The organism is Halococcus dombrowskii, from assembly GCF_022870485.1.
GTDB lineage: Archaea > Halobacteriota > Halobacteria > Halobacteriales > Halococcaceae > Halococcus > Halococcus morrhuae.
Window position 1 is genome coordinate 2,233,291 of the sequence record NZ_CP095005.1, and the last position, 22,294, is coordinate 2,255,584.

Annotated in this window: 21 protein-coding genes; 15 read left to right on the forward strand and 6 right to left on the reverse strand. The window is 66.5% G+C overall.

All coding sequences use genetic code 11. The annotated features are described in order from the left end of the window. The first annotated feature begins 18 nt into the window (after nt 1-18). Nucleotides 19-1,065 (forward strand): NAD(P)/FAD-dependent oxidoreductase, encoded by a 1,047-nt coding sequence (locus MUK72_RS11495; protein WP_244700742.1) that lies wholly within the window; start codon nt 19-21, stop codon nt 1,063-1,065. Here MUK72_RS11495 and MUK72_RS11500 read toward each other — a convergent pair whose 3' ends face one another. Beyond that, nucleotides 1,066-1,728: a 2,5-diamino-6-(ribosylamino)-4(3H)-pyrimidinone 5'-phosphate reductase gene (locus tag MUK72_RS11500; protein ID WP_244700745.1), complete on the reverse strand. Its 663-nt coding sequence runs from the start codon at nt 1,726-1,728 to the stop codon at nt 1,066-1,068. 161 nt (nt 1,729-1,889) lie between these two features. Between MUK72_RS11500 and MUK72_RS11505 the strand changes: the two genes are divergently transcribed. From MUK72_RS11505 to MUK72_RS11520, 4 genes are read left to right on the forward strand one after another with little or no spacing between them, the layout of a single operon-like run. Further along, the gene (locus tag MUK72_RS11505; protein ID WP_244700749.1) at nt 1,890-3,296 is read left to right on the forward strand and encodes an LVIVD repeat-containing protein; all 1,407 of its coding nucleotides are present in this window, start codon (nt 1,890-1,892) and stop codon (nt 3,294-3,296) included. A 45-nt stretch (nt 3,297-3,341) separates the two neighbouring features. After that, entirely contained in the window at nt 3,342-4,634 is a 1,293-nt protein-coding gene (locus tag MUK72_RS11510; RefSeq protein ID WP_244700755.1) for a Single-stranded DNA binding protein, read from the forward strand. After that, entirely contained in the window at nt 4,631-6,271 is a 1,641-nt protein-coding gene (locus MUK72_RS11515; protein ID WP_244700758.1) for a hypothetical protein, read from the forward strand. Before MUK72_RS11510 ends, MUK72_RS11515 begins: the two co-directional genes overlap by 4 nt. Beyond that, the gene (locus tag MUK72_RS11520; protein ID WP_244700760.1) at nt 6,271-7,029 is read left to right on the forward strand and encodes a metallophosphoesterase; all 759 of its coding nucleotides are present in this window, start codon (nt 6,271-6,273) and stop codon (nt 7,027-7,029) included. Before MUK72_RS11515 ends, MUK72_RS11520 begins: the two co-directional genes overlap by 1 nt. A 1-nt stretch (nt 7,030) precedes the next feature. Here MUK72_RS11520 and MUK72_RS11525 read toward each other — a convergent pair whose 3' ends face one another. Next, nucleotides 7,031-7,297, reverse strand: coding sequence for a hypothetical protein (locus tag MUK72_RS11525; RefSeq protein WP_244700763.1), 267 nt, complete (start codon nt 7,295-7,297; stop codon nt 7,031-7,033). A 104-nt stretch (nt 7,298-7,401) separates the two neighbouring features. Next, entirely contained in the window at nt 7,402-7,572 is a 171-nt protein-coding gene (locus MUK72_RS11530) for a hypothetical protein (protein ID WP_244700764.1), read from the reverse strand. A gap of 196 nt (nt 7,573-7,768) precedes the next feature. On the opposite strand from MUK72_RS11530, the gene MUK72_RS11535 reads away from it, so the two are divergent. The 5 genes from MUK72_RS11535 to MUK72_RS11555 all read left to right on the forward strand — a co-directional run bounded on the left by MUK72_RS11535 (nt 7,769) and on the right by MUK72_RS11555 (nt 14,087). Beyond that, on the forward strand, nt 7,769-8,242 hold the full coding sequence (locus MUK72_RS11535) for a PH domain-containing protein (protein WP_244700765.1): 474 nt from the start codon (nt 7,769-7,771) through the stop codon (nt 8,240-8,242). Between the two features lie 57 nt (nt 8,243-8,299). After that, entirely contained in the window at nt 8,300-11,137 is a 2,838-nt protein-coding gene (locus MUK72_RS11540; protein ID WP_244700766.1) for a DEAD/DEAH box helicase, read from the forward strand. A 262-nt stretch (nt 11,138-11,399) separates the two neighbouring features. After that, nucleotides 11,400-12,803, forward strand: a complete 1,404-nt coding sequence (locus MUK72_RS11545) for an aryl-sulfate sulfotransferase (protein WP_244705328.1) — start codon at nt 11,400-11,402, stop codon at nt 12,801-12,803. Nucleotides 12,804-12,869: 66 nt separating this feature from the next. Further along, entirely contained in the window at nt 12,870-13,751 is an 882-nt protein-coding gene (locus MUK72_RS11550; RefSeq protein WP_244700767.1) for a winged helix-turn-helix domain-containing protein, read from the forward strand. 93 nt (nt 13,752-13,844) lie between these two features. Beyond that, a complete protein-coding gene (locus MUK72_RS11555) occupies nt 13,845-14,087 on the forward strand; it encodes a hypothetical protein (protein ID WP_244700769.1) in 243 nt (80 codons plus the stop codon). A gap of 32 nt (nt 14,088-14,119) precedes the next feature. Here the strand turns inward: MUK72_RS11555 and MUK72_RS11560 are convergent, their stop codons facing one another. Continuing rightward, complete coding sequence (locus tag MUK72_RS11560) at nt 14,120-16,261, reverse strand: CDC48 family AAA ATPase (protein ID WP_244700772.1); 2,142 nt, start codon at nt 16,259-16,261, stop codon at nt 14,120-14,122. 78 nt (nt 16,262-16,339) lie between these two features. Between MUK72_RS11560 and MUK72_RS20220 the strand changes: the two genes are divergently transcribed. Beyond that, nucleotides 16,340-16,474 (forward strand): DUF7128 family protein, encoded by a 135-nt coding sequence (locus MUK72_RS20220; RefSeq protein WP_280518304.1) that lies wholly within the window; start codon nt 16,340-16,342, stop codon nt 16,472-16,474. A 10-nt stretch (nt 16,475-16,484) separates the two neighbouring features. On the opposite strand, the gene MUK72_RS11565 is transcribed toward MUK72_RS20220, so the two are convergent. Then, nucleotides 16,485-17,249, reverse strand: coding sequence for an SOUL family heme-binding protein (locus MUK72_RS11565; protein WP_244700775.1), 765 nt, complete (start codon nt 17,247-17,249; stop codon nt 16,485-16,487). A 92-nt stretch (nt 17,250-17,341) separates the two neighbouring features. Further along, nucleotides 17,342-18,187 carry an SDR family oxidoreductase gene (locus MUK72_RS11570; protein WP_244700778.1) on the reverse strand — a complete coding sequence of 282 codons (846 nt, stop codon included), beginning with the start codon at nt 18,185-18,187 and terminating at the stop codon, nt 17,342-17,344. 106 nt (nt 18,188-18,293) lie between these two features. Between MUK72_RS11570 and MUK72_RS11575 the strand changes: the two genes are divergently transcribed. From MUK72_RS11575 to MUK72_RS11590, 4 genes are all read left to right on the forward strand, one after another. Next, on the forward strand, nt 18,294-19,061 hold the full coding sequence (locus tag MUK72_RS11575; protein WP_244700781.1) for an SDR family NAD(P)-dependent oxidoreductase: 768 nt from the start codon (nt 18,294-18,296) through the stop codon (nt 19,059-19,061). 77 nt (nt 19,062-19,138) lie between these two features. Continuing rightward, a complete protein-coding gene (locus MUK72_RS11580; RefSeq protein WP_244700784.1) occupies nt 19,139-20,665 on the forward strand; it encodes a class I adenylate-forming enzyme family protein in 1,527 nt (508 codons plus the stop codon). A 106-nt stretch (nt 20,666-20,771) separates the two neighbouring features. Then, nucleotides 20,772-21,938 (forward strand): thiolase C-terminal domain-containing protein, encoded by a 1,167-nt coding sequence (locus MUK72_RS11585; protein WP_244700787.1) that lies wholly within the window; start codon nt 20,772-20,774, stop codon nt 21,936-21,938. Next, nucleotides 21,935-22,288: a Zn-ribbon domain-containing OB-fold protein gene (locus MUK72_RS11590; RefSeq protein WP_244700790.1), complete on the forward strand. Its 354-nt coding sequence runs from the start codon at nt 21,935-21,937 to the stop codon at nt 22,286-22,288. Before MUK72_RS11585 ends, MUK72_RS11590 begins: the two co-directional genes overlap by 4 nt. Nucleotides 22,289-22,294 lie beyond the last annotated feature (6 nt).

Sequence of the window (22,294 nt, forward strand, 5' to 3'; positions counted from 1 at the left end):
GGACCGTCAACCGAATGTATGAACGAGGACGCGGAGCCGGTCCATCGTCGGCTCGTCATCACGGGGTCGGGCATCGCAGGACTGACGGCGGCCATCTATGCTGCGCGCGCGAACAACGACCCGCTGGTCCTGGAAGGCGACGAACCGGGCGGCCAGCTCACGCTCACGACCGACGTCGCCAACTACCCTGGATTCCCCGAGGGGATCGGCGGGACGGAGCTCATCAACGAGATGAAAGAGCAGGCGAAGCGCTTCGGCACCGAGATCGAACACGGCGTCGTCGAATCCATCGACGATGCCGAACGTCCATACGAGCTCACGCTCGCGAGCGGCAAGCGCTACACGGCCGACGCCGTCATCGTCGCCAGCGGCGCGAGCGCGCGCACGCTCGGCGTCCCCGGCGAGGACGAACTCATGGGCTACGGCGTCTCGACGTGTGCGACCTGCGACGGCGCGTTCTTCCGCGGCGAGGAGATGCTCGTCGTCGGCGGCGGCGACGCCGCGATGGAGGAAGCGACCTTCCTGACGAAGTTCGCCTCGAAAGTCCACCTCGTTCACCGCCGCGAGGAGTTCCGCGCCGAGGACTACTGGGTCGAACGACTCGAAGAACACGTCGAGGAGGGCGATATCGAAGTGATGCGGAACACCGAGCTCGCCGAGATCCGTGGCTCGCCCGAGGAGGGTGTCGAGGACGTCTCGCTACTCACCAATCCCGAGGGTCATCCGAGCGAGAAGCGCGACGATCCCCAGACCGAAGAGTTCGATTTCGACGTCGGGGCCGTCTTCCTCGCCATCGGTCACACCCCGAACACGGACTATCTCCGCGAGACGGATGTCGAGATGGACGATGCCGGCTATCTCACCACCGCGGGCGATACGGGCGGCGGCCAGACCCACACGGACGTCCCCGGTATCTTCGGCGCTGGCGACGTGGTCGATCACCACTACCAGCAGGCCGTGACCGCCGCCGGGATGGGGAGCAAGGCCGCCCTCGACGCCGACACGTATCTCGAAACCCATGCGGACGAAGCGCAGACGGCACCGCTGGCCGAATCCGACGACTGATCACTCGACGGCGTAGCGACAGAGTACGCCGTCGTCGACGCGCTCGACGTCTTTGAGGTCGAGAGCCGGAAACTCCTCGACGAACCCCGTACCATCGGCGAGCGTCGGCGCATCGCGACCACCGATCAGGAGCGAGCCAACGAAGAGCGACAGTTCGTCGACGAGTCCCGCCTCGAACGCCGAAAAGAGGATCTCGCCACCACCCTCGACGAGCAGTCGGTCGATCCCCTCGGCTTCGAGCGCGGCAAACCCCGCCGCGAGATCGACACGTTCGTCACCGGCGACGAGGAGTTCCGCACCAGCGTCTCGAAGAACACTACGTCGATCTTCGGGTGCCGATTCGCCGACCAGCACGTAGCTCACGGCGGCGTCGTCGAGCACGCGGCCGTCCGGCGGTGTACGAGCACGCGTGTCGACGACCACGCGCGCGGGGTGGGGTGGTTTGCCGGCCTCACGACGCTCCGCGCGCAGGTCGGGATCCTCGACGGTGAGATGGGGATCGTCGGCGCGTACCGTCCCACCGCCGACGAGCACTGCGTCGCAGGACGCCCGAAGCGCGTCGACGCGCGCGAAATCGTCGGGCCCGCTGATGACGACCTGCTCGCGCCGGCGCGAGGAGAGTTTGCCGTCGGCGCTCATCGCCGCGTTGGCCACGACGTGCATGGGGATGATAGCTGACGACCCCGAAAGCCGCTTTCGATGCCATGGGATGTGGACGAGAGTGAATCGTGAGCCGTCAGAAGCGTCGAAATCGGCGTCTGCGGCGCGGATGGACGAACGGGAGGAGATAAGTGCGCGCGTGGCGTTCGACTCTACCGAACAGCATGGCAGGGACGACTCGTCGAGCGGTGCTCAAGGCTCTCGGGGTGGTCGGTATCGGTTCCGGTGCGGCATACGGTGCGCTCCAGATGGAACCGAGCGAGAGCGCCGTCAACGGCTCGAACGAAACTCAAGCGACCACGACCGCCGAGCGGACACGGACGAACGCAGCCGCGACGCCGACACCATCGACCTGGCGGCTCGGAGAGGCGGGCCAGTCACAGCTCTCCTCGTCGGTCGGTGGGTTCGCCGAAGGCTCCGTTCGCCCCGACGGGCGCTACGCGGCCGTCGGGACCCGGTTTTCGGGAACCGGAAGCTATCTCGTCGATCTGAAGGACCCGAGCGCGCCCGAGCTCGTTCATCACTTCCCGGCCGACGACGGCGTGCGCTGTCTCGACGTCAAGTTCGGACCGGAGAAGGGACTATACTGTCGGAGCAACCATCCGGCCGGCGACTCCGGCGTCCAGATCGTCGACTACGGATTTGCCGAGGGAACGCCGGAATCGCCACAGATCATCGGCGAACTCAACGCCAGCGGGACGCACAACCTGTTCGTTCGCTCGAACGAATCGGTCGTCTACGCGGTCAACTACGGCGACGATCCGAACATCGGCGGCATCGACGTCTGGGACGTCACCGATCCACGCTCGCCACAACAGCACGGCACCGCCGGCCCGCCCGGCTTGGCACACGACGTCGTCTACGACGCGAAACGCGAACTGCTCCACTGTGCGTACATGGGCGAGATGGCCGACGGCTACGTGCTGCTCGACGCGAGCGACCCGTTGAAGCCGAACCAGGTGGGCCACTTCGACTACGACAAGCATCCCTCCTACGCCAACAGCGAGGTCGGCGAGGAGGCGTTCGGGAACTGCCACTACGCGCTGCCCGACCCGCGCCGCGACCTCGTGGTCGTCGGCGACGAACGTTCCTACGGGACGCCGGGCGGTAAACACGTCTTCGACATCGGCTGGCGCGACGGCTCGATCGAGAACCCGATCCCCGTCGGGTTCACCGTCTCGCCGAACGCCGAGCGCATGGAATCGGGCGACGACGGGATGGACGATCAGACCGAGCGCTTCGACTGGACCGGCCACCAGTTCGACATCGTTCCCCTGGCGGACGCCACGCTGGTGGTGAGCGGCGACTGGCATGAGGGCACGGTTCTCTACGACATCACCGACCCGACGGACCCACACCCGATTGACAGCCACCGCACCGACGCGTCCGCGGTGCCGAATCCGGCAGAGGATCTCCAGGTGTTCGGCGATCCACCGATGGCCTACAGCGCCACGTACAACGAAGAGCGCGGGTTCGCGCTGACGAGCGATCTCTTCACCGGGATCTACACCTACCGCATCGACGGCGTCGCCGGCACCGAGACGGCGGCGAGCACGACCGAGACCGACTGACTGCGGGCGCGAACGCTTTAGTTCGTTCCGCTCCGAAGACAGGTGATGACACTCGACGATCATGCCGAGGAGCTCGCCTCCGCCCTCGGTGTCGACAAAGAGGAGGTCAAAGCGGATCTGCAGAACCTGGTGGAGTACAGCGTGCCGATGGAGGAGGCCAAAAGCAGCCTCCGGCGGAAGTACGGCGACGACACGGGTGGTGGAGCCCCAGCGAGCAAGGCCATCGCCGATGTCTCGACGGGCGACGGTTCGGTGACGGTTCGCGGGCGAGTGCTCACGGTCGGCAAGCGCTCGATCCGCTATCAGGGCGACGAGCTCGTGATCTTCGAGGGCGAACTCGCCGACGAGTCAGAAAAAATCTCCTACACAGCCTGGGAAGACTTCGAGCTCACACCGGGCGATACGATCGAGGCACACGGGGCCGGCGTCCGCGAGTGGGAGGGCGACCCCGAGCTCAACCTCGGCTCGGAGACGACCGTCGCGTTCGCCGACGAGCCCCTCGATGTCCCGTACGAGATCGGTGGCGAGAGCACGCTTGCGGAGCTCGTGCCGGGCGATCGCGGGCGCACGCTCGCGGTTCGCGTCGCCGAGGTCGAGGGGAAGGTCATCGACGGGCGCGACGGCGAGACGGAGATCCTGAGCGGCGTCGTCGCCGACGAATCGGGACGACTCCCGTTCACCGACTGGAACCCCCACGAGGGGATCGACGAGGACGCCTCGATCGGCATCGAGAACGCCTACGTCCGCGAATTTCGTGGCGTTCCCTCGGTGAACGTCGCCGAGTTCTCGACGATCGAGCCGCTCGACGAGACGATCGAGGGTGGCGAGAGCGCGCCACGGATGAGCGTCCACGAGGCGATCGCCACCGGGGGGCTGTTCGACGTGACGATCACCGGGAGCCTGCTCGCGGTCCGGGACGGCTCCGGACTCATCCAGCGCTGCCCGGAGTGCGGGCGCGTCATCCAGCGGGGTGAGTGCCGCGCACACGGCGACGTCGACGGCGAGGACGATCTGCGCGTGAAGGCCATCGTCGACGACGGAACGGCGTCGCTCACGGCCGTGCTCGACGCCGACCTCACCGCAGAGATCTACGGCGGCGACGTCGACGACGCGCGCGAGGCCGCCCGGGACGCGATGGATCAGGAGGTCGTGGCCGACGAGATACGCGGGTCGATCGTCGGTCACGAGTTCCGCGTGCGGGGCACGCTCTCGATCGACGACTACGGCGCGAACCTGGAAGCGACGGAGTTCGCGCCCCGCGACGACGACCCCGCCGAGTATGCGCGAACGCTGCTCGCCGAGACCGACGAGGCGGGCGGGGCGGAGGTGGCCGAATGAGCAGCCGGCCGAACCGCGAGACCGCCTATCGGGTCTTCGCGGCCGAGTTCGACGATGCGACCCTCTCGTACGCCGAGAGCGACGAGGAGCGCGCACCGAACTACGTCGTGACGCCGACCGGCGCGCGACTCAACCGCCTGTTCGCCGTGGGTGTCCTCACCGAGATCGAGGCAGTCAACGACGAGCAGCTGCGCGCCCGGGTCGTCGACCCCACGGGTGCGTTCGTCGTCTACGCCGGCCAGTACCAGCCCGAAGCGCTCTCCTTTCTCGAACGCGCCGAGACCCCCGCGTTCATCGCCGTCGCGGGCAAGGCGCGGACGTTCCAGCCCGAGGACTCCGATCGGGTGTTCACCTCGATCCGACCGGAAAGCCTGAACGAGGTCGACGCCGCCACGCGCGATCGCTTCGCCGTCGATGCCGCCGAACTGACCCTCGAACGCGTCCGGACGATGCGCGCGGCGCGCGACCGCGACGAGCGCGGCGATGCGCTCCGCGATGCGCTCGAAGACGAGGGTATCGAACGAGGGCTGGCCGCCGGGGTCCCGCGCGCGCTCGCTCACTACGACACGACGCCGGCGTATCTCGACGCCGCCCAGGAACTCGCACTCGACGCGGCGCGAGTGGTCGCTGGCGAGCGCGAGGAAGTCGGCCCGCTCGACGTCGCACCGGAAGGCCGATCGACCGGGGGCGATGCAGCGGTCGAACGTTCCGAACCAGCCGATTCGGAGAACGGTAGCGACCCCGACGCGGCGATCGAGACCGGTGACGAAGCCGACACGGAGCCAGCGGTCGAATCGGGCGAGGAGTCGATCGCAGTCGGGAGCACGGATACGGACGACGGGACCGCATCCGGAACGGATTCGACGGGCGATCCGGGGCCCGAAACGGGTATCGAAGCCGAACCGGATCACGAACCCGGGTCGAGCACCGAGAGCGAAACCGGCATCGAGGACGAGACGGACTTCGAACCGGATTCCGAGGACGAATCCGCCAAGCGTGAACCCGCCGAGACGACGGAGCCAGCGCGATCCGAGGACGAACGCGAAGACGAGAGCGAAACTGACGACTTGTTCGGTGAGGTCGATGGGACTGATGACGGGATCGCAGCCGAAACCGACGACGAGGAGACGATCGAGGCCGACATCGACGATCCGGAGGAGTTCGAGATCGATCCCGACGAGCGCGAGCGAATCGAGGAGGAGTTCGGCACCGACTTCGAGAGCGCCGCCGAGGTGGGTGGGCCGGGCGAAGCCGACATCGAGACGCCGGGACCCGAGGAGATGGACGAAGCGGGTCCCGAATCGACTGATTCCGTTCCCGATACCGAACCTGCGTCAGAGCCCGAGGACGAAGGCGAAAACACCGGAGTCGCTGCTGACGACGGAGCCGACGAAGCCGACGATGTCGGCGAGAGCGACGGGTCGGAGGCGGCCGAGGACGATCCCGACTCCGAAGAGGCGGTCGTCGCGGCGATGGCGGCGCTGAACGAGGGCGACGGCGTCGATCGGGAGGCGGTCGTCGAGCACGCCGTCGCGGAGTACGGGCTCACGCCCGAGGCGGCCGACGACGGGATCCAGGAGGCGCTGATGAGCGGCGAGTGTTACGAACCCGACGACGACAGACTCAAACCGATCTGATGGGCGGGAAGGGTCGCGTCGAGCCGATTCCGGGCGAACCGGCGGCCGTCGTCGAGTGCGGCGAGCGCGTGCTCTGCATCGCGGACTACCATGCCGGGCTCGAAGCCGCGCTCCGCTGGGAGGGTGTCTCGCTGCCGAGCCAGGCCGACGAGCGCCGCGAGCACATGCTCTCGCTCGTCGAGACGACGGCACCCGAACGGGTCGTGTTCCTCGGCGACCTCGCCCACTCGATCGGGGGTTCGCGGGGCGACGAGCGCGAGGAGCTCGAAACGCTGTTGGCCGCACTCACCGAGAGCGTTCCGGTCACGCTGGTCAAGGGCAACCACGACGGCGAGATCGAGTCGCTCGCCGAGGAGTTCGGCGTGGCCGTGACGCCCACCGACGGCATCCGTGTCGGCGGCGTGGGATTCGCCCACGGACACACCTGGCCGAGCGAGCGAGTGCTCGAAGCGGATGTGGTCTGTGTCGGCCACGAACATCCGACCGTCCGGCTCGAAGACGAGGTGGGCGGGAGCCGGGCCGAGCGCGCGTGGCTCCGCGGGTCGCTCGTGCCGGAGCCGTTCGTCGAGCACCACAGCGAGGAGTTGGCCATCGACGGCGAGCTCGTGGTATTTCCGGGGTTCAACCAACTCTCCGGTGGCACGTGGGTGAACGTCGAGGGACAGGAGTTTCTCGCGCCGTTTCTGCCCGATGGGCTCGCCGACGGCGAGGCGTATCTGCTCGACGGAACGCGGCTGGGTGCGTATCGGCAGGTGTGATTCAGAGAAACGGTAGCACGGTTCCCGCAAACGTCAGTACGAAGCCGAGGACAGCGCCCCAGAAAGGGAGGTTCGGTCGTGTCGGACCACCAGCCGCGGCTGGACGACCGACTCCGTAGAGTGCAACAGCAACGACAGTCACGGCACCGACGAGACCGACAACGTTCGAGGTAGCAGCGGTCCCAGCGAGAAGGTCCGGGACGAAGTTGGCGGAGAGGAGGAGTCCGAAGCCGAGGAGGCAGAGCCAGTAGATACGGGTATAGTCCATATAGGAGTTGTATACGACTTGAACAAAAAGGTTCGGACGCTCGTGCGGTCGTCTCGCCTAATGGACCGGTAGGGGTGTACCCGCTCGGCGGGCCGCACTTCGAGCTACGAGTGCGTCCGACCGGCGAATCGCCACGTCGTCCCGAGCGCTACCGCCACAAACCCGGCGACGGTGAGCACGGCGGTCGCCATCGATGGGTTGTCACCTGGGTCCCCACCGGCGTTCAACGCATCCATTCCCACACCGACTAGCAGGGAGATACTGCCGACGAGCATCGCTACGCTGTACCGAAACCGGCGACGGGCGAGAACGTCAGCGAGCGACTGGACGAACAGCAGGCCGCCGGTGCCGAGGAGCGCCGCCCACGAGACGAGCGCGGGGTCATGTTCACAACATGACTAACCGATACAAAAACGCTCGGCCACAAACAGCATCCTTTTGTCACCGCCGGTTGGTGACGAAAACATAGTAATGGTAGGTGATTCGGGAACGACCGGTCACCGGACCGGCGACGCAACGCTTGACGGTCTTCAAGGCATCACGCTGCTCGACGACGAGCGCGTACTCTATGACCTCCAGCCCGCGTGGTCGAACTGGGTGGATATCCTCGCGCTGGGGACGGTGTTACTTCCGGTGTTCGGGGTCGGCCTCATCTTCTACGCGGTTGTCTGGCTCGAACGCCGCCACACCCGGTACGTGGTGACCGATCAGCGACTCATCGCCCAGTATGGTATGCTCTCGGTGCGGACGACGGAGTATCGGATCGCGGCGCTTCAGGCGGTCTACACAGAGACCGGAATGATCGAACGGCTCCGCGGTCTGGGAACCGTTGCGTTCCGGACCGGCGGCAGTTCGGTGCTGAGTTTTTCGGGCATTCCGAACTACGAGGCGGTCGCCGACGCGGTGCGGGAGCGACAGCGCGCCTTCGAGAACTCACGGGTGTGACTGCGCTTCCGGTCGCGAGACGGAGTTCTTAATCGGCTCGCACTCATAGAAAATCCAATGGCAGATAGCGAGGCCGCCGCCGATTTGGCGGCCTTCACACACCTCGGCGAGCAGGTCAGAGCGGCGCTCTCCGAGCGCGGGTTCACCACCCCGACCGAGCCACAGCGCAAGGCGATCCCACCGCTGGCCGACGGACGGGACGGGCTCGTGATCGCACCGACGGGCACAGGAAAAACCGAGACCGCGATGCTCCCGGTGTTCGACGCGCTCGCGGGCCAGGACCGGTTCGGGATGCAGGCGCTCTACATCACCCCACTCAGGGCGCTCAACCGCGACATGCGTGATCGGCTCGACTGGTGGGGCGAACAGTTGGAGCTCGACATCGACGTGCGCCACGGCGATACGACCCAGTATCAGCGCGGAAAGCAGGCCGAAGACCCGCCGGACGTGCTCGTGACGACGCCCGAGACGCTCCAGGCGATGCTCACGGGGAAGAAGCTCCGCAAGGCGCTCGGGGACGTCTCGCACGTCGTGATCGACGAAGTTCACGAGCTCGCGGCGTCGAAACGCGGCGCACAGCTCACGATCGGGCTCGAACGCCTCCGCGAGCTCGCGGGGGAGTTCCAGCGCATCGGCCTGTCGGCGACCGTCGGCGATCCCGGCGAAGTCGGGAAGTTCCTCACCGGCGGGCGCGAGTGCGCGCTCATCGAGGTCGACGTCGGCAGTCGGCTCGACGTCCGGGTGCGAAAACCACGGATCACCGACGAGGACGAGAGCCTGGCGGCGGAGCTCGCGAGCGATCCCGACCTCGCGAGCCACGTACGGGCGATCCGCGATCTCGTCGCCGAGAACGAATCCACGCTGATCTTCGTCAACACGCGCCAGACGGCCGAAGCGCTCGGCTCGCGCTGTAACGCGCTCGATCTGCCCATCGGTGTGCATCACGGCTCGCTCTCGAAGGAGGCCCGGATCGAGGTCGAGGACGACTTCAAAGCCGGCGAACTCGATGGGTTGTTGTGCACTTCGTCGATGGAGCTCGGTATCGACGTGGGCCGTGTCGATCACGTGATCCAGTACCAGAGCCCGCGCGAGGTCGCACGCCTCCTCCAGCGGGTGGGCCGGGCGGGCCATCGCTCGGACCGACTCTCGTCCGGCACCGTGCTGACCACCCGACCGGACGACACGCTCGAAGCGCTCGCCATCTGCCGGCGCGCCCACGAAGGGCTGGTCGAGCCAGCGGAGATCCACCACGGCAGCCTGGACACGGTCGCCAACCAGATCGTCGGGTTCGTCATGGATTTCGGCGAAATCGGCGCACGCCAGGCCTACGAGATCGTCACGCGCGCCTACCCGTTCCGCGATCTCGGCGAGGAGACGTTCCGCGAGATCGTTCGCGAGCTATCGGGCAACCGGATCCTCTGGCTCGACGAGGAGCAGGATCAGCTCGAAAAGTCGGGCGGATCGTGGCAGTATTTCTACGCCAACCTCTCGATGATCCCCGACGAGGAGACGTACACGGTCTCGGACGTCGCCTCCGGGCGGACGATCGGCACGCTCGACGAACGGTTCGTCGTCAACTTCGCCGGCCCGGGCGAGACGTTCATCCAGCGCGGCGAGATGTGGCGGATCGCGGAGGTCAACGACGAGGAGAGCGAGGTGAAGGTCAGCCCGATCGAAGACCCCGCCGGCGAGATCCCCTCGTGGACCGGCCAGGAGATCCCGGTGCCGCGGGCGGTCGCCGGCGAGGTCGGCGAGATCCGGGGAACGGTCGGCGAGTCGTTCACCGACGGCGCGTCGCGGGCCGCGGTGGCCGACGATCTCGCCGAGCGCTATCCGACCGACGAGTACACCGCGAACGAGGCGCTCGACCCGCTCGAAAAGCAGATCGCGGCGGACGGTCCGATGCCAACTGAGAACCGGGTCGTCATCGAATCCGAACCCCGGTCGGTCGTCGTGAATGCCTGTTTCGGCCACACGACCAACGAGACCCTCGGGAGGGTTCTGTCGGCGCTGCTCGGCCAGCGAACCGGCTCCTCGGTGGGTATGGAGATCGACCCCTATCGCATCGAGCTCGACGTGCCGCGCGCGGTGCGCGGAAGCGACGTCGTGGAGATCCTGAACGAGACGGCCGCCGAGCACGTCGCGGGACTCATCGAACTCAGCCTCAAAAATTCGGATGCGCTGAAGTTCAAACTCGCGCAGGTCGCGGCGACGTTCGGCGCGCTCAAATCCTGGCAGAGCGACAGTCGATTCGGCCGCGGACGGCTGCTCGCGGCGCTCGAAGACACGCCGGTCTACGACGAGGCCGTCCGCGAGGTCTTCCACGACGATCTCTCGATCGACGACGCCGGCGACGTACTCTCGGCCATCCAGTCCGAGGGGATCGAGCTCGTGACTCACAGCGGACACACCCCCGTGGGAATTGACGGGCGCTCGTCGGGCAAGGAGCTGCTCGCGCCCGAGAACGCCGACGCGAGCGTCATCGACACGGTGCGAGAGCGGATCCAGGAGGATCGGATGCGGCTGTTCTGTCTGCACTGCCAGGAGTGGGAGCGCACGCAGGAGGTGCGGCGGATCCCCGATCAGCCCGAATGCCCGCTCTGTGGCTCGACGCGCATTGCGGCGCTCAACCCGTGGGCCGAGGAGGTCGTCGAGGCGATCAAAACCGGCGAGAAGGACGACGAGCAGGAAAAGCAGACCGAGCGCGCATACCAGGCCGCGACGCTCGTCCAAAGCCACGGCAAGCAGGCGGTCATCGCGCTCGCCGCCCGCGGCGTCGGTCCGCACAACGCCGCCCGCATCATCGCCAAGCTCCGCGAGAACGAGGACGACTTCTACCGGGATATCCTCTCTCAGGAGCGCCAGTATGCACGCACACAGTCCTTTTGGGGGTAGGCCGTCGCTGGGCGGTCCCGAGGGCCCGAGGGCCCGAGGAATGATCCATCGTGCGGTCGCCGGTAGGCGACCGTTCGCAAGCTCCTACTGCTTCCAGTAGGAGCGACGATTTTTACCGGGATATCCTCTCACAGGAGCACCAGTACGCCCGCACGCAGTCCTGTTGGGGCTGATCCGTGCTTTTGGGCTGATCTATGGCGAAAGATGTACCTCGTGACCGGATTTCCGTAATCGCTATGTGACGGTCCGAACAGATCTCCTCATGGTCGGGATGCCGTCCCGTCGCTGGCTCGTCCGGGGGCTGCTCGGGATCGTCGTGCTCTCGTTGGTGCTCCTCAGCGGCGTGCTGACGCTCTCGTACGACGAACCGACGCTCAAACGCGGCGTCACGAGCACCACGCCCGACAGCGAGACAGTCATTTCGAGTCAGGGCTGGCACGCCCAGGGGATGTCGCTCCAGAGTCGTCCCGCACGGCTCGTCTCGGTCGACGAGAACGGATCGGTGAACTGGACCCACGACGGTCCCGACGACCGGACGAACTGGTTCTACGATGTCGATCCGTTGCCGAACGGCAACCTGCTCGTCGTCAACCCCGTCCGGGGGACGACCGTCGTCTACGAGTTCGACCCCGAGAGTCGCGAGCGGGTCTGGACCGAACGGTTCGACAGTCCGGACATCCACGACGTCGATTTGATCAACGGTGACGAGTTGCTCGTCGCGGGCATCAACTACGACACCGGTCCGACGAGCAACGACAGCGTGTTCGTCTACAACCGGACGACCGAGAACGTGACCTGGGAGTGGCAGTTCAAGAACCACTACCCGGCGACCGCCGACGACGGGATCGGGACGAAGGACTGGACGCACGTCAACGACGTCGACGAGTTCCGGGAGGGCGAGTTCCTCGTCTCGGTGCGCAACATGGACCAGGTCATCGCGATCAACCGCTCGACGAAGGAGATCGACCTGCGCCTCGGCAGCGACGACGATCATTCGGTGATGTTCGAGCAGCACAACCCGTCCTATCTCGACGGCGCGAACGGTACGCCCACGATACTGGTGGCCGATTCCGAGAACGATCGGATCGTCGAGTACGCGCGCACGGGCGGCCCACCGGGCAACGGGAGCTGGGAGCGTACCTGGACGCTCTCGGGGGGACTGAACTGGCCGCGCGACGCCGATCGCCTGCCGAACGGCAACACGCTCGTCGTCGATTCGATGAACCATCGGGTGATCGAGGTCACGCCGGCGGGCGAGATCGTCTGGGAGATGCACGCGCCCTGGGCGACCTACGATGCCGAACGGGTGGCCCACGGCGACGAACCGAGCGGACCGACGATCCGCGAGCAGAACGCCACCGGGACCGTGACTCTCCACGGCGGAAGCCGCGAGACGGTCCTGCCCTCGATACCGGCCGTCGTGGGCGGCGTGGTATCCGCGACACCGCTCCCTGGCGAACTCACCGAGCTCGCCGTGCGCTGGAAACACGTCGCGCCGTGGCTCAAACCGACGTGGCTGCCGACCTGGGCCTTCACGGTTCTCGGCGTGGGCCTGCTCGTTTCGCTCGGCTGGGCGGTCGGCGAGGGCGTCTATCAGCGCCGACGCATCCGCCGACGGCTCGTGCGGACGGTCGGCGGCGTTCGGGATGGTCTGAAACGCCAGTGAGCGGAGTGGTCGAGCCGTCCCGGGTATCGAAAAAACACTTATCGTTCCGGTCGCGGTAGGACAGCCATGAGCACACCGGACATCCAAGAGTGCGTCGACTGCGTCGCGCCGGCCGACGCGTTCGCACTCATCGGGAACGAGACCCGATTGAGCATCCTCGAAGCGCTCTGGCGGGCCGAGGAGGAGCCCGTCCGCTTCTCGACGCTCAACGAGATGGTCGGCATGCGCGACAGCGCGCAGTTCAACTACCATCTGGGGAAGCTCACCGATCAGTACGTGCGGAAGGTCGAGGAGGGCTACGAGCTCCGCACCGCCGGCGCGAAGGTCGTCCGCGCGGTGCTCGCCGGCTCGTTCACCGAACACCCGCGGGTCGAGCCGTTCGTGATCGCGGACGGCTGCACCCGGTGTGGCGAACCGCTCGTCGCGAGCTACGAGGAGGAGATGCTCGCGCTCGACTGTCCCGACTGCGGCCGTGCTCACGGCGAGTACTCCTTCCCGCCGGGCGGGCTCAACGACCGTACGAACGAAGAGGTTCTGGAAGCGTTCGACCAGCGGGTGCGCCATCTCCACTGCCTCGCCAAGGACGGCGTCTGTCCCGAGTGTAGCGGGCGGATGACCACCACGATATCAGACGAGGGCGAGTGCTGTCTCGGGGTCGGCCTCCGCGCCGATCACGTCTGCGAGCAGTGCGATCACAGCCTCTGCTCGGCGATCGGCCTGAGCCTGCTCGATCGCTCGCCGGTCGTCGCCTTCCATCGCGATCACGACGTCGACCTCGGCGCGACGCCCTATTGGAAACTCGACTGGTGCGTGAGCGACGACCTCACTACCGTGCGCTCGACCGATCCCTGGGAGCTCGAACTCGCCATCGACCTCGACGACGAACGGCTCCACGCGACACTCGACGGCGACCTCTCGCTCGTCGAGACCCGCCGCAGCGCGATCTGAACGACCTCCTCCTGAAGCCGATTTCAGTAACACGTGTTACAAAAATGTATTTCAGATTATACTTTTTGCGGGGCGGCCCCTCTCACTACACGTATGAGGGGGCGAACGACGCGACACGGCCGGATCGAGCGGAACCGACGACTGAACGCACGGGCGAGTCTCCGGGACGTGACGCTCGTCTACGCGGCGATGGCGCTCGTTCCCGTTCTCCTCTGGCTGCTCACCAACCCGGCGCTCGCGGCAGGTCTCGCACTGCTCGTCGGGCTGGTGGCCCTGCTGATGCGGCGCGGACGGCGGATCGTTCGGGGTTTCCTGCGGGCACGGCGAGCGGCCTGAACGCGGATTCTCTTACTCGGCTTTTCGATCGATCACTCGAACGTCGGTGTGATCGACTCGCCAGCATCCTCGAAGTGCTCGGCGGTGATGCGCACCTCGTCGGCGTGTGCGGTGGCATCGTCCGGACTGTGCTCGCCGGCGACCTCGCGGATGGCGGCCATCGAGGCCGCCCGACAGAGTGCCTCGATATCGGCCCCGGAGTACCCCTCTGCGTCGGCAGCCAGTCGATCGAGATCGACATCCTCGGCGACGGGTTTGTCGTCGGTGTGGACGGCGAAAATCGCCCTGCGGGCGGCCTCGTCGGGGGCTGGCACCTCGATGTGGGTTTCGATGCGGCCCGGCCGGAGCAGTGCGGGATCGATGGCGTCCATCCGGTTGGTCGCGGCGAGCACCATCAGGTTCGGGTTCTCGGCCAGCCCGTCGATCTCGGTCAGGAGCTGTGAGACGACTCGCTCCGTCACCTCGTGATTTTCGCCGCGCCCGCCCGCGACGGCGTCGATCTCGTCGAAGAAGACGATCGCCGGGGCGGCCTGCCGGGCGCGAGCGAACACCTCCCTGACGGCCTTCTCCGACTCGCCGACGTACCGATCGAGCAGTTCCGGCCCCGCCACGGAGATGAAGTTCACGTCGCTCTCGCCGGCGAGCGCGCGGGCGAGCAGCGTCTTCCCCGTTCCGGGCGGCCCGTGGAGGAGCACGCCCGCCGGCGGGTCGGTCGCGGTCGCCTCGAACAGCGCGCTGTACGAGAGCGGCCACTCGACGGCCTCGGTGAGCGTGGCCTTCGCGTCGTCAAGCCCACCGACATCGTCGAAACCCGCGTTCGGGCTCTCGGCGACGTACTCGCGCATCGCCGAGGGATCGACGGCCGCCATCGCCGTCTCGAAGTCCGCGCGGGTGACGGCGAGCGAGTCGCGTTCGGTGCGGTGTCTGAGCGCCGCCATCGCCGCCTCGACGGCGAGCGATTCGAGGTCGGCGCCGACGAACCCGTGTGTGCGAGCGGCCAGCCGATCGAGATCGACGTCCTCGGCCAGCGGCATCGAACGGGTGTGCACGTCAAGGACCTCCCGCCGGCCCGCCTCGCCGGGCGCGCCGATCTCGATCTCGCGATCGAACCGTCCGCCCCGGCGGAGTGCCGGGTCGATCGCGTCCACCCGGTTGGTCGCACCGATGACGACGACCTGTCCCCTGCTCTCCAGGCCGTCCATGAGGGTGAGTAGCTGGGCGACGACGCGCGTCTCCATGTCGGCGTCGTCGCCGCGCGCGCTCGCGATCGAGTCGATCTCGTCGATGAACACGACCGAGGGCGCGTTCTCCTCGGCTCGATCGAACGCCTCGCGGAGCTTCTCCTCGGATTCGCCCTTGTATTTCGAGACGATCTCCGGGCCCGAGATCGTCGTGAAGAACGCGTCGACCTCGCCGGCGACCGCCCGCGCGATCAGCGTCTTGCCCGTCCCCGGTGGCCCGTAGAGCAACACGCCGGAGGGCGGCTCGATACCGAGCTCTTGGAACAGTTCGGGTTCGGAAAGTGGGAGTTCGATCATCTCCCTCACCTGGTCGAGTTCATCGTCGAGCCCGCCGATGTCCTCGTAGGTGACCCGAGCCGAGCCATCGCTTGCGTCGGTCGTCCCCGTCGTCGGCGTTGCGTCCGTCGTGGTCGTCGTGTCCGTTTCGAGATCGGCCCCGCCACGGAGCGCGATCATCGTCTCCTGCGTGACGCGGACGGTGCCCTCGGGCGTGGTCGATTCGATCGCGAGCGGTGCCGGCCCGAGTCGTTCGATGCGCAGCTGCTCGCCGGCCTTGATCGGGCGATCGAGCAGCGCGCGCGTGACGAGCGCGGTGAGATCGTCGTCCGCGGCGAGCGTCTCGGGGACGTCGACGGTCACGCGCGTCGCCTCGGCGACCGAGACAGGTGACACGGTAACGGAGTCGCCGACGGTCACGCCCGCGTTCGTCCGTGTATCGGCGTCGATACGGACTCGATCGCCGGCGAGGTCGCCGCTCGCGGGCCAGACCTTCGCCACCGTGGCGCGCTCACCGTCGATGACGACCGTGTCGCCGCTCAGCACCCCCAGTGTATGCCGGGCTGCCTCTGGCAGGCGTGCGACGCCCCGGCCCGCATCCCGCTTCTGTGCACCTTCGACAGTAAGTTCGACGCCGTCGGCGTCCCCACCGGCCATACACCGACTGACGGACCGACGGTCTTCAGCGTTCCCACTGGGGACAACACCTTTGGTCGTAGATGGTCCACGTCAAGTATGGTGGTCGAAACCGAGCGTGACGGGACCACGTGGCACGAGTGTGAGCACTGCGGACTCATGTTCGACGACGACCAAGAAGCCGAACAGCACGAGGAGACCTGTGACGCCGAGGAGCCGAGCTATCTCCAGTGATCGCTAGTCGCTAATCGCCACCGATATCCGGTGTGTCCTCACCACCGGACGTCTCCGCCGTCGACGCCCCGTCGGCCCACTCGACATCAACGGCAACTTCGTTGGTTCGGAGGAAGGGCGGGGTGGACGGGTCGTTGTACCCGAGACTGAACGGTTCGCCGACGGGTTCGACATCGCTATCGCCGAGCGAATCCAGGAGCTTCGACGCCTGTCGGCGCGTCCGCCAGTCCGGTCGCCACCACGAGAAGCGCCGCGTCGCCACCGAGCGCGGCGGCTCGACCGCGAGCGATACTTCCGAACCCGTCGGCCGCGGCGCGGTGTTCGGCGTGTAGTTCGAGGGCAAATAGAATCCCATCCGGACGCCATCGTCGTCCGTGTCGGTGCGGACGGGTGCCGTCATCGACACCGATTCGGAATCGGCACCGTTCTCCGTCCGGACGGGTGCGGTCATCTCGATCGATTCGCCTGCTCCCTCGTCCTCACCAGTGTTGTCGGTCCGTACGGGAGCCGTCATCGAGACGTCCGATCGGGACTCGTTCGCCCCCTGGATGTAGTCGAACAGCCGTCCGAACGCCTCGCGCGTCGAGTCGCCGGTGGTCTCGACGCGAACGAGCTCCGGATAGCGCCTGATCTCGGTCCGGTCGTCGATCGTCCGTTCGACGGTGTAGTCGACCCGTTCGGCCGATCGCGAGCGAAGCACTCCGAAGGCACTCCAGACCGCGAGTGCGCCCCCGGCCGTCGCCACGCCGATGGCCCCGAGTCGTGCTCGATTCATGCACAGACGAAACGGCGACGACTGAAGGTAGTGTCGCTCGTTCCAGCTCGACGATCCTACCGTGGGGTGTATCTCCGGGATGAGTCGGAAAGCTACGGCCGTTCGTAGTCGGGATCGAACAGCTGTGCCGAGAGCGGGGTCGGATCGCCCTCGGTGCAGTTGTAGCGCTCGAAATCGGTAACGCCAGCTTCGCGGAGCACGTCCTCGTCGTAGACGGCATTGCCGGTGAACTCCTCGTCGCGATCGAGCAGTTCGAGCACGGTGTCGGCGACGATGGCCGGCGTGCGCCAGTCGTCCTCCGTTCCCATGCCGAAGTAGCGCGTCGCGCGCGTGTCGATGGCCGTCACGGGCCAGAAACTGTTGGCCGAGATCCCCGTACCCCGGAGCTCGCTCGCGAGCGAGAGCGTCACGAACGTCATCCCCATCTTCGACCACGCGTAGGCCGCCTCGCCGGGCGCGCGATCCATCTTCACCGGGGGTGCGTTCGTCAGGATCTGCCCGCCACCGATCTCCTTGAGATGGGGGGCGAACGCCCGACAGGTGAGATAGGTCCCTCGGACGTTCACGTCGGTCAGCAGATCGAATCGGTTGGCCGGCAGCTCCTCGACGGAGGCCATCTGGATGGCGCTCGCGTTGTTGATCACGATGTCGACCTCGCCGAAGACGTCGATCGCCTCGGCGGCGGCCGCCTCGACCTGCTCCTCGTCGCGCAGATTCAGCTGGATGGCGTGAGCGTCGACGCCGTGCTCCTCGCATTCGGCGGCAGTTTTGTGGATCGTCCCGTCGAGATCGCTATCGCTGTCGTCGACGGTCTTGCCCGTCGAGACGACGTTACAGCCGGCTTCGGCGAGCGCGAGCGCGATCCGCTTGCCGATGCCCCGCGTCGTGCCGGTGATGAACGCCGTGTGACCGCTCAGATCCGGAGTCGCCAGTACCATGCGCTGGCTCTGTGGGGGTCTCCCATAACATTGGCTATGGCCGATCGTTCGTGACAGTTCTCAAAGCCAGCTCGACGCTTATGGTCCCCGCTGGCGGAGGAGGGGCATGGAACTCGAACGGTTCTCGCTCGAAGGGAAGACCGCGCTCGTGACGGGTGCCAGCCGCGGCATCGGCGAGGAGATCGCCGGCGCGATGGCCGATGCCGGGGCAGCAGTAGTCGCGCTCGCTCGATCGGAAGAGGATCTCGAAGCGACCGTCGAGCGCATCGAGGCAAACGGGGGCGAGGCCGTCGCCTGCACCGCGGACGTGACCGAGACCGCCCACGTTGAGGCGGCGTTCGATCGAGCCGAGGAGGGGTTCGGCCCGGTCGACGTGCTCGTGAACAACGCCGGTACGAACCCGTATTTCGGCGATGCCCGGGAGCTCGCGATCGAGACGTGGGAAGAGATCATGGACGTGAACGCGACCGGGGCCTTCCGCTGTGCGCGTGAGTTCGCTCGTCGCATCGACGAGCGCGATGACGAGGGAAGCGTCGTGAACGTCGCCAGCGTCGGCGGGGTCGTCGGGCTCCCCCATCAGGTCCCCTACACGGCCTCGAAGCACGCGCTGGTCGGCATGACGCGAACCCTCGCCGTCGAGTGGGCACCCGCCATCCGTGTCAACGCGATCGCCCCGGGCTACGTGAAGACCGAATTCACCGCGGGCGTCAGGGGGAACGAATCCATCCACGAGGAGCTCCTCGCCGAGATCCCGCAGGATCGGTTCGCCGACCCCGAGGAGATCGCCGGCGCGGCGGTCTACCTCGCGGGCCCGGCCGCCTCGTACGCGACCGGCGAGATCCACGTCGTCGACGGCGGCTACGCGGCCCACTGACCGACTGCTCTCCGGTCGAATGGCGGGCCAGTAGTTACAGGACACAAGTATATGTGAACTGCTATCGTATGACTAACATGCGCGGACTCACGTTCGGTCACGTGGCGGAGGCGAACGCGAAACGACACGCCGACGAGGACTGTCTCGTGATGGAGACCGAGACGGATTCCGAATCGATCACGTTCGCCGAGTTCAACGAGCGCGTCGATCGGGTCGCCCATCTGCTCCGCGAGCGCGGCGTCGAGGCGGGCGATCGGATTGCAGTGTACATGCAGAACAACGTCGAAACGCTGGAGACGTACTACGGCGCGATGAAACTCGGCGCGCTGCCGGTCCCGATCAACCATCGGTTCAAAGACGAGGAGGTCGGCTACGTTCTCCGCGACAGCGGGGCACGCCTCTGTGTGTTCGATAGCGACGCTGCATCGACCATCCACGCCGTTCGGGAGAGCGAGACACCGGTCGAAGAGTATCTCTACGTCGGCGCGGACACACCATCGTTCGCGGACGACTTCCGGGCCGCCCGCGACGCCGCAGCGGACGAGCGCATCGACGTGGTGCCGAACCGCTTGGACGATGCAGCGTTGCTGTACACCAGCGGGACGACGGGGCAGCCGAAAGGCTGTATCCTCACCCACGACAACCTACTCCAGAACTCGGTGAACACGGTGTACAGCGCTGGATTCGAGGAAAGCGCCGACAGATTTCTCATCGTCACGCCGCTGTTCCACATCGCGGCGTTCGGAGTGTTCAACAACACCTTCTATGCCGGCTCCACGACCCATCTCGTCGAGGAGTTCGACCCCGTTCGCACCCTCGAAATCATCGACGAGGCGAACATCACCGGCTCGTTTTTCGTTCCGACGATGAGCCGCGCGATGCTCGCCGTCGACGAGTTCGAGGAGTATGATCTCTCGTCGTTCGAATCGTACATGACCGGTGCGGCCCCCTCAAGCGAGGAGCTCAAACGGACCGTGATGAACGCCTTCGATGCAGACCTCTACGAGGTGTTCGGCCAGACGGAGCTGTCACCGGTGACGACCATTCTCCATCCCGAGGACGCGCTCGAAAAACCCGACAGCATCGGCAAGCCCATCATCAACGTCACGCTCAAAATCGTCGACGACGACGGCGCGGAGGTCGAACAGGGAGCGATCGGCCGCGCGGCCTACAAAGGTGCGACCGCGTTCCGCGAGTATCTCGGGATGCCCGAAAAGACCGACGACGTGTTCGATGACGAGGGATATTTCGTCTCCTCGGACCTCGTGCGCCGCGACGAGGAGGGGTTCGTCTATTTCGTCGATAGATACGACGACATGATAATTTCCGGCGGCGAGAACGTCTATCCCACCGAAATCGAGGCCGCCCTCGAAGACCACGAAGACATCGCCGCGGCGGGCGTCGTCGGTGTTCCCGACGAGACGTGGGGCGAGCGCGTCAAAGCCGTGGTGATTCTCCGTGAGGGGATCTCGATGACCACCGATGAGGTTCGATCGATCGTCGGGGATCGTCTCGCGGAGTTCAAACTCCCGCGCGAGGTGGAGTTCCGCGAGAGCCTCCCGCGCAATCCCACCGGGAAAGTCATCAAGAGTCAGCTGTCGTAGTTCGATCTCGATCGTCGTCGATTCGTCAGACGGAAAGCACGCACGGCGCGGTCGCGCTGCACTCCACCTCGGTAGGTCTTTGTACGACCATTCCAAACCATTGTTGATGACACGAGCAAGCGTCGTGGGTGCCGACATGACGACGTTCGGCGTCCACGAGAGCACGCTGTCGGAGCTGTTCGCCGAGGCGGCGCTCGGCGCGTACGACGACGCCGGTGTCGAGCCGGACGAGATCGACGCGCTCTACTTCGGCAACGCGATGGGCGGCCAGACCGAAAACGACACCCACCTCGCCCCGGGGGTCGCCTCCCAGGTCGGTCTCGCGGGCGTGCCCTGCCAGCGCTACGAGGACGCGTGTGCGACCTCCGCGAACGCGTTCAAGAACGCCGTCGAGGCCGTCGAGGCGGGGATCCACGACACCGTGCTGGTGGGTGGCGTCGAGCGCTGCACGCCCGAAACGGGCCTCGGCACCGGCGAGATGACGCGCATCTTCGCCTCCGCCTCGGATCGCCACTACGAGCAGCCGACAGGATTGACCTTCCCCGGCGTGTTCGCACTGCTCACCAAACGCCACATGTACGAGCACGGCACGACCGAAGAACAGCTCGCCCACGTCGCCGTCAAGAACCACGCAAACGGCACTCGCAACCCGAACGCCCACTTCGGCAAGGAAACGACCGTCGAAGAAGTGCTCGACTCGCCGATCGTCGCCGACCCGTTCCATCTGATGGACTGCTGTCCGTTCTCGGACGGCGCGAGCGCCGTGATCGTCACGAACGACGACCGCGCCGACTCGTTCGACGATCCCGTCGATGTGAGCGGTGTCGGCCACGCGACGGACGTCGTCCCGCTGAGCGCGAAACCCGTCCCGCACGCGACGCAGGCCGCTCGCGACGCCGCCGCGCAGGCCTACGAGCAGGCCAGGACGAGCGCCGATGAAATGGCCTTCGCCGAGGTTCACGACTGCTTCACCGGGGCCGAGGTGATGGCGAGCGAAGCCATCGGCTTCTTCGAGGACGGCGAGGGTGGTCCCGCGGCCGCGGAGGGTCGGAGTAGCATGGATGGCGATCGACCGATCAACCCCTCGGGCGGACTGAAGGCCAAGGGCCATCCGATCGGCGCGACCGGGACTGCGCAGATCGTCGAACTCACCGAACAGCTCCGGGGCGACACGGGCGAACGCCAGATCGATGGCGCGGAGAAGGCCGTGGCGCACAACCTGGGTGGCGACGCCGCGACGACAGTCGTTTCCGTCATGGAGGTGCGCGGATGAGCCTCACGCACGACGACTGGACCGCAGCACTCGAAGACGGCGACCTGCTCGGCGTGCGCTGTGGCGACTGCGGCGCGACCTACGGCACGCCGTTCGCCGTCTGTAACGACTGTGGCAGTCGCGATCTGGAGACGACCGAACTCCCCGAAGAGGGCGAGGTCTACACCGAAACGACAGTACAGGTACCGCCGACGGGGTTCGAGGGGCCCTATCAGGTCGGCACCGTCCAGCTCGATGGTGCGCGTGTGACCGCCCGACTGGAGGGCGATGTCGAGATCGGCGATCGCGTGGTCTTCGACGGCGCTATCGACGAATCGGGGGAGATCGCACCGGTCTTTCGCGCCGAGTAATCCTGG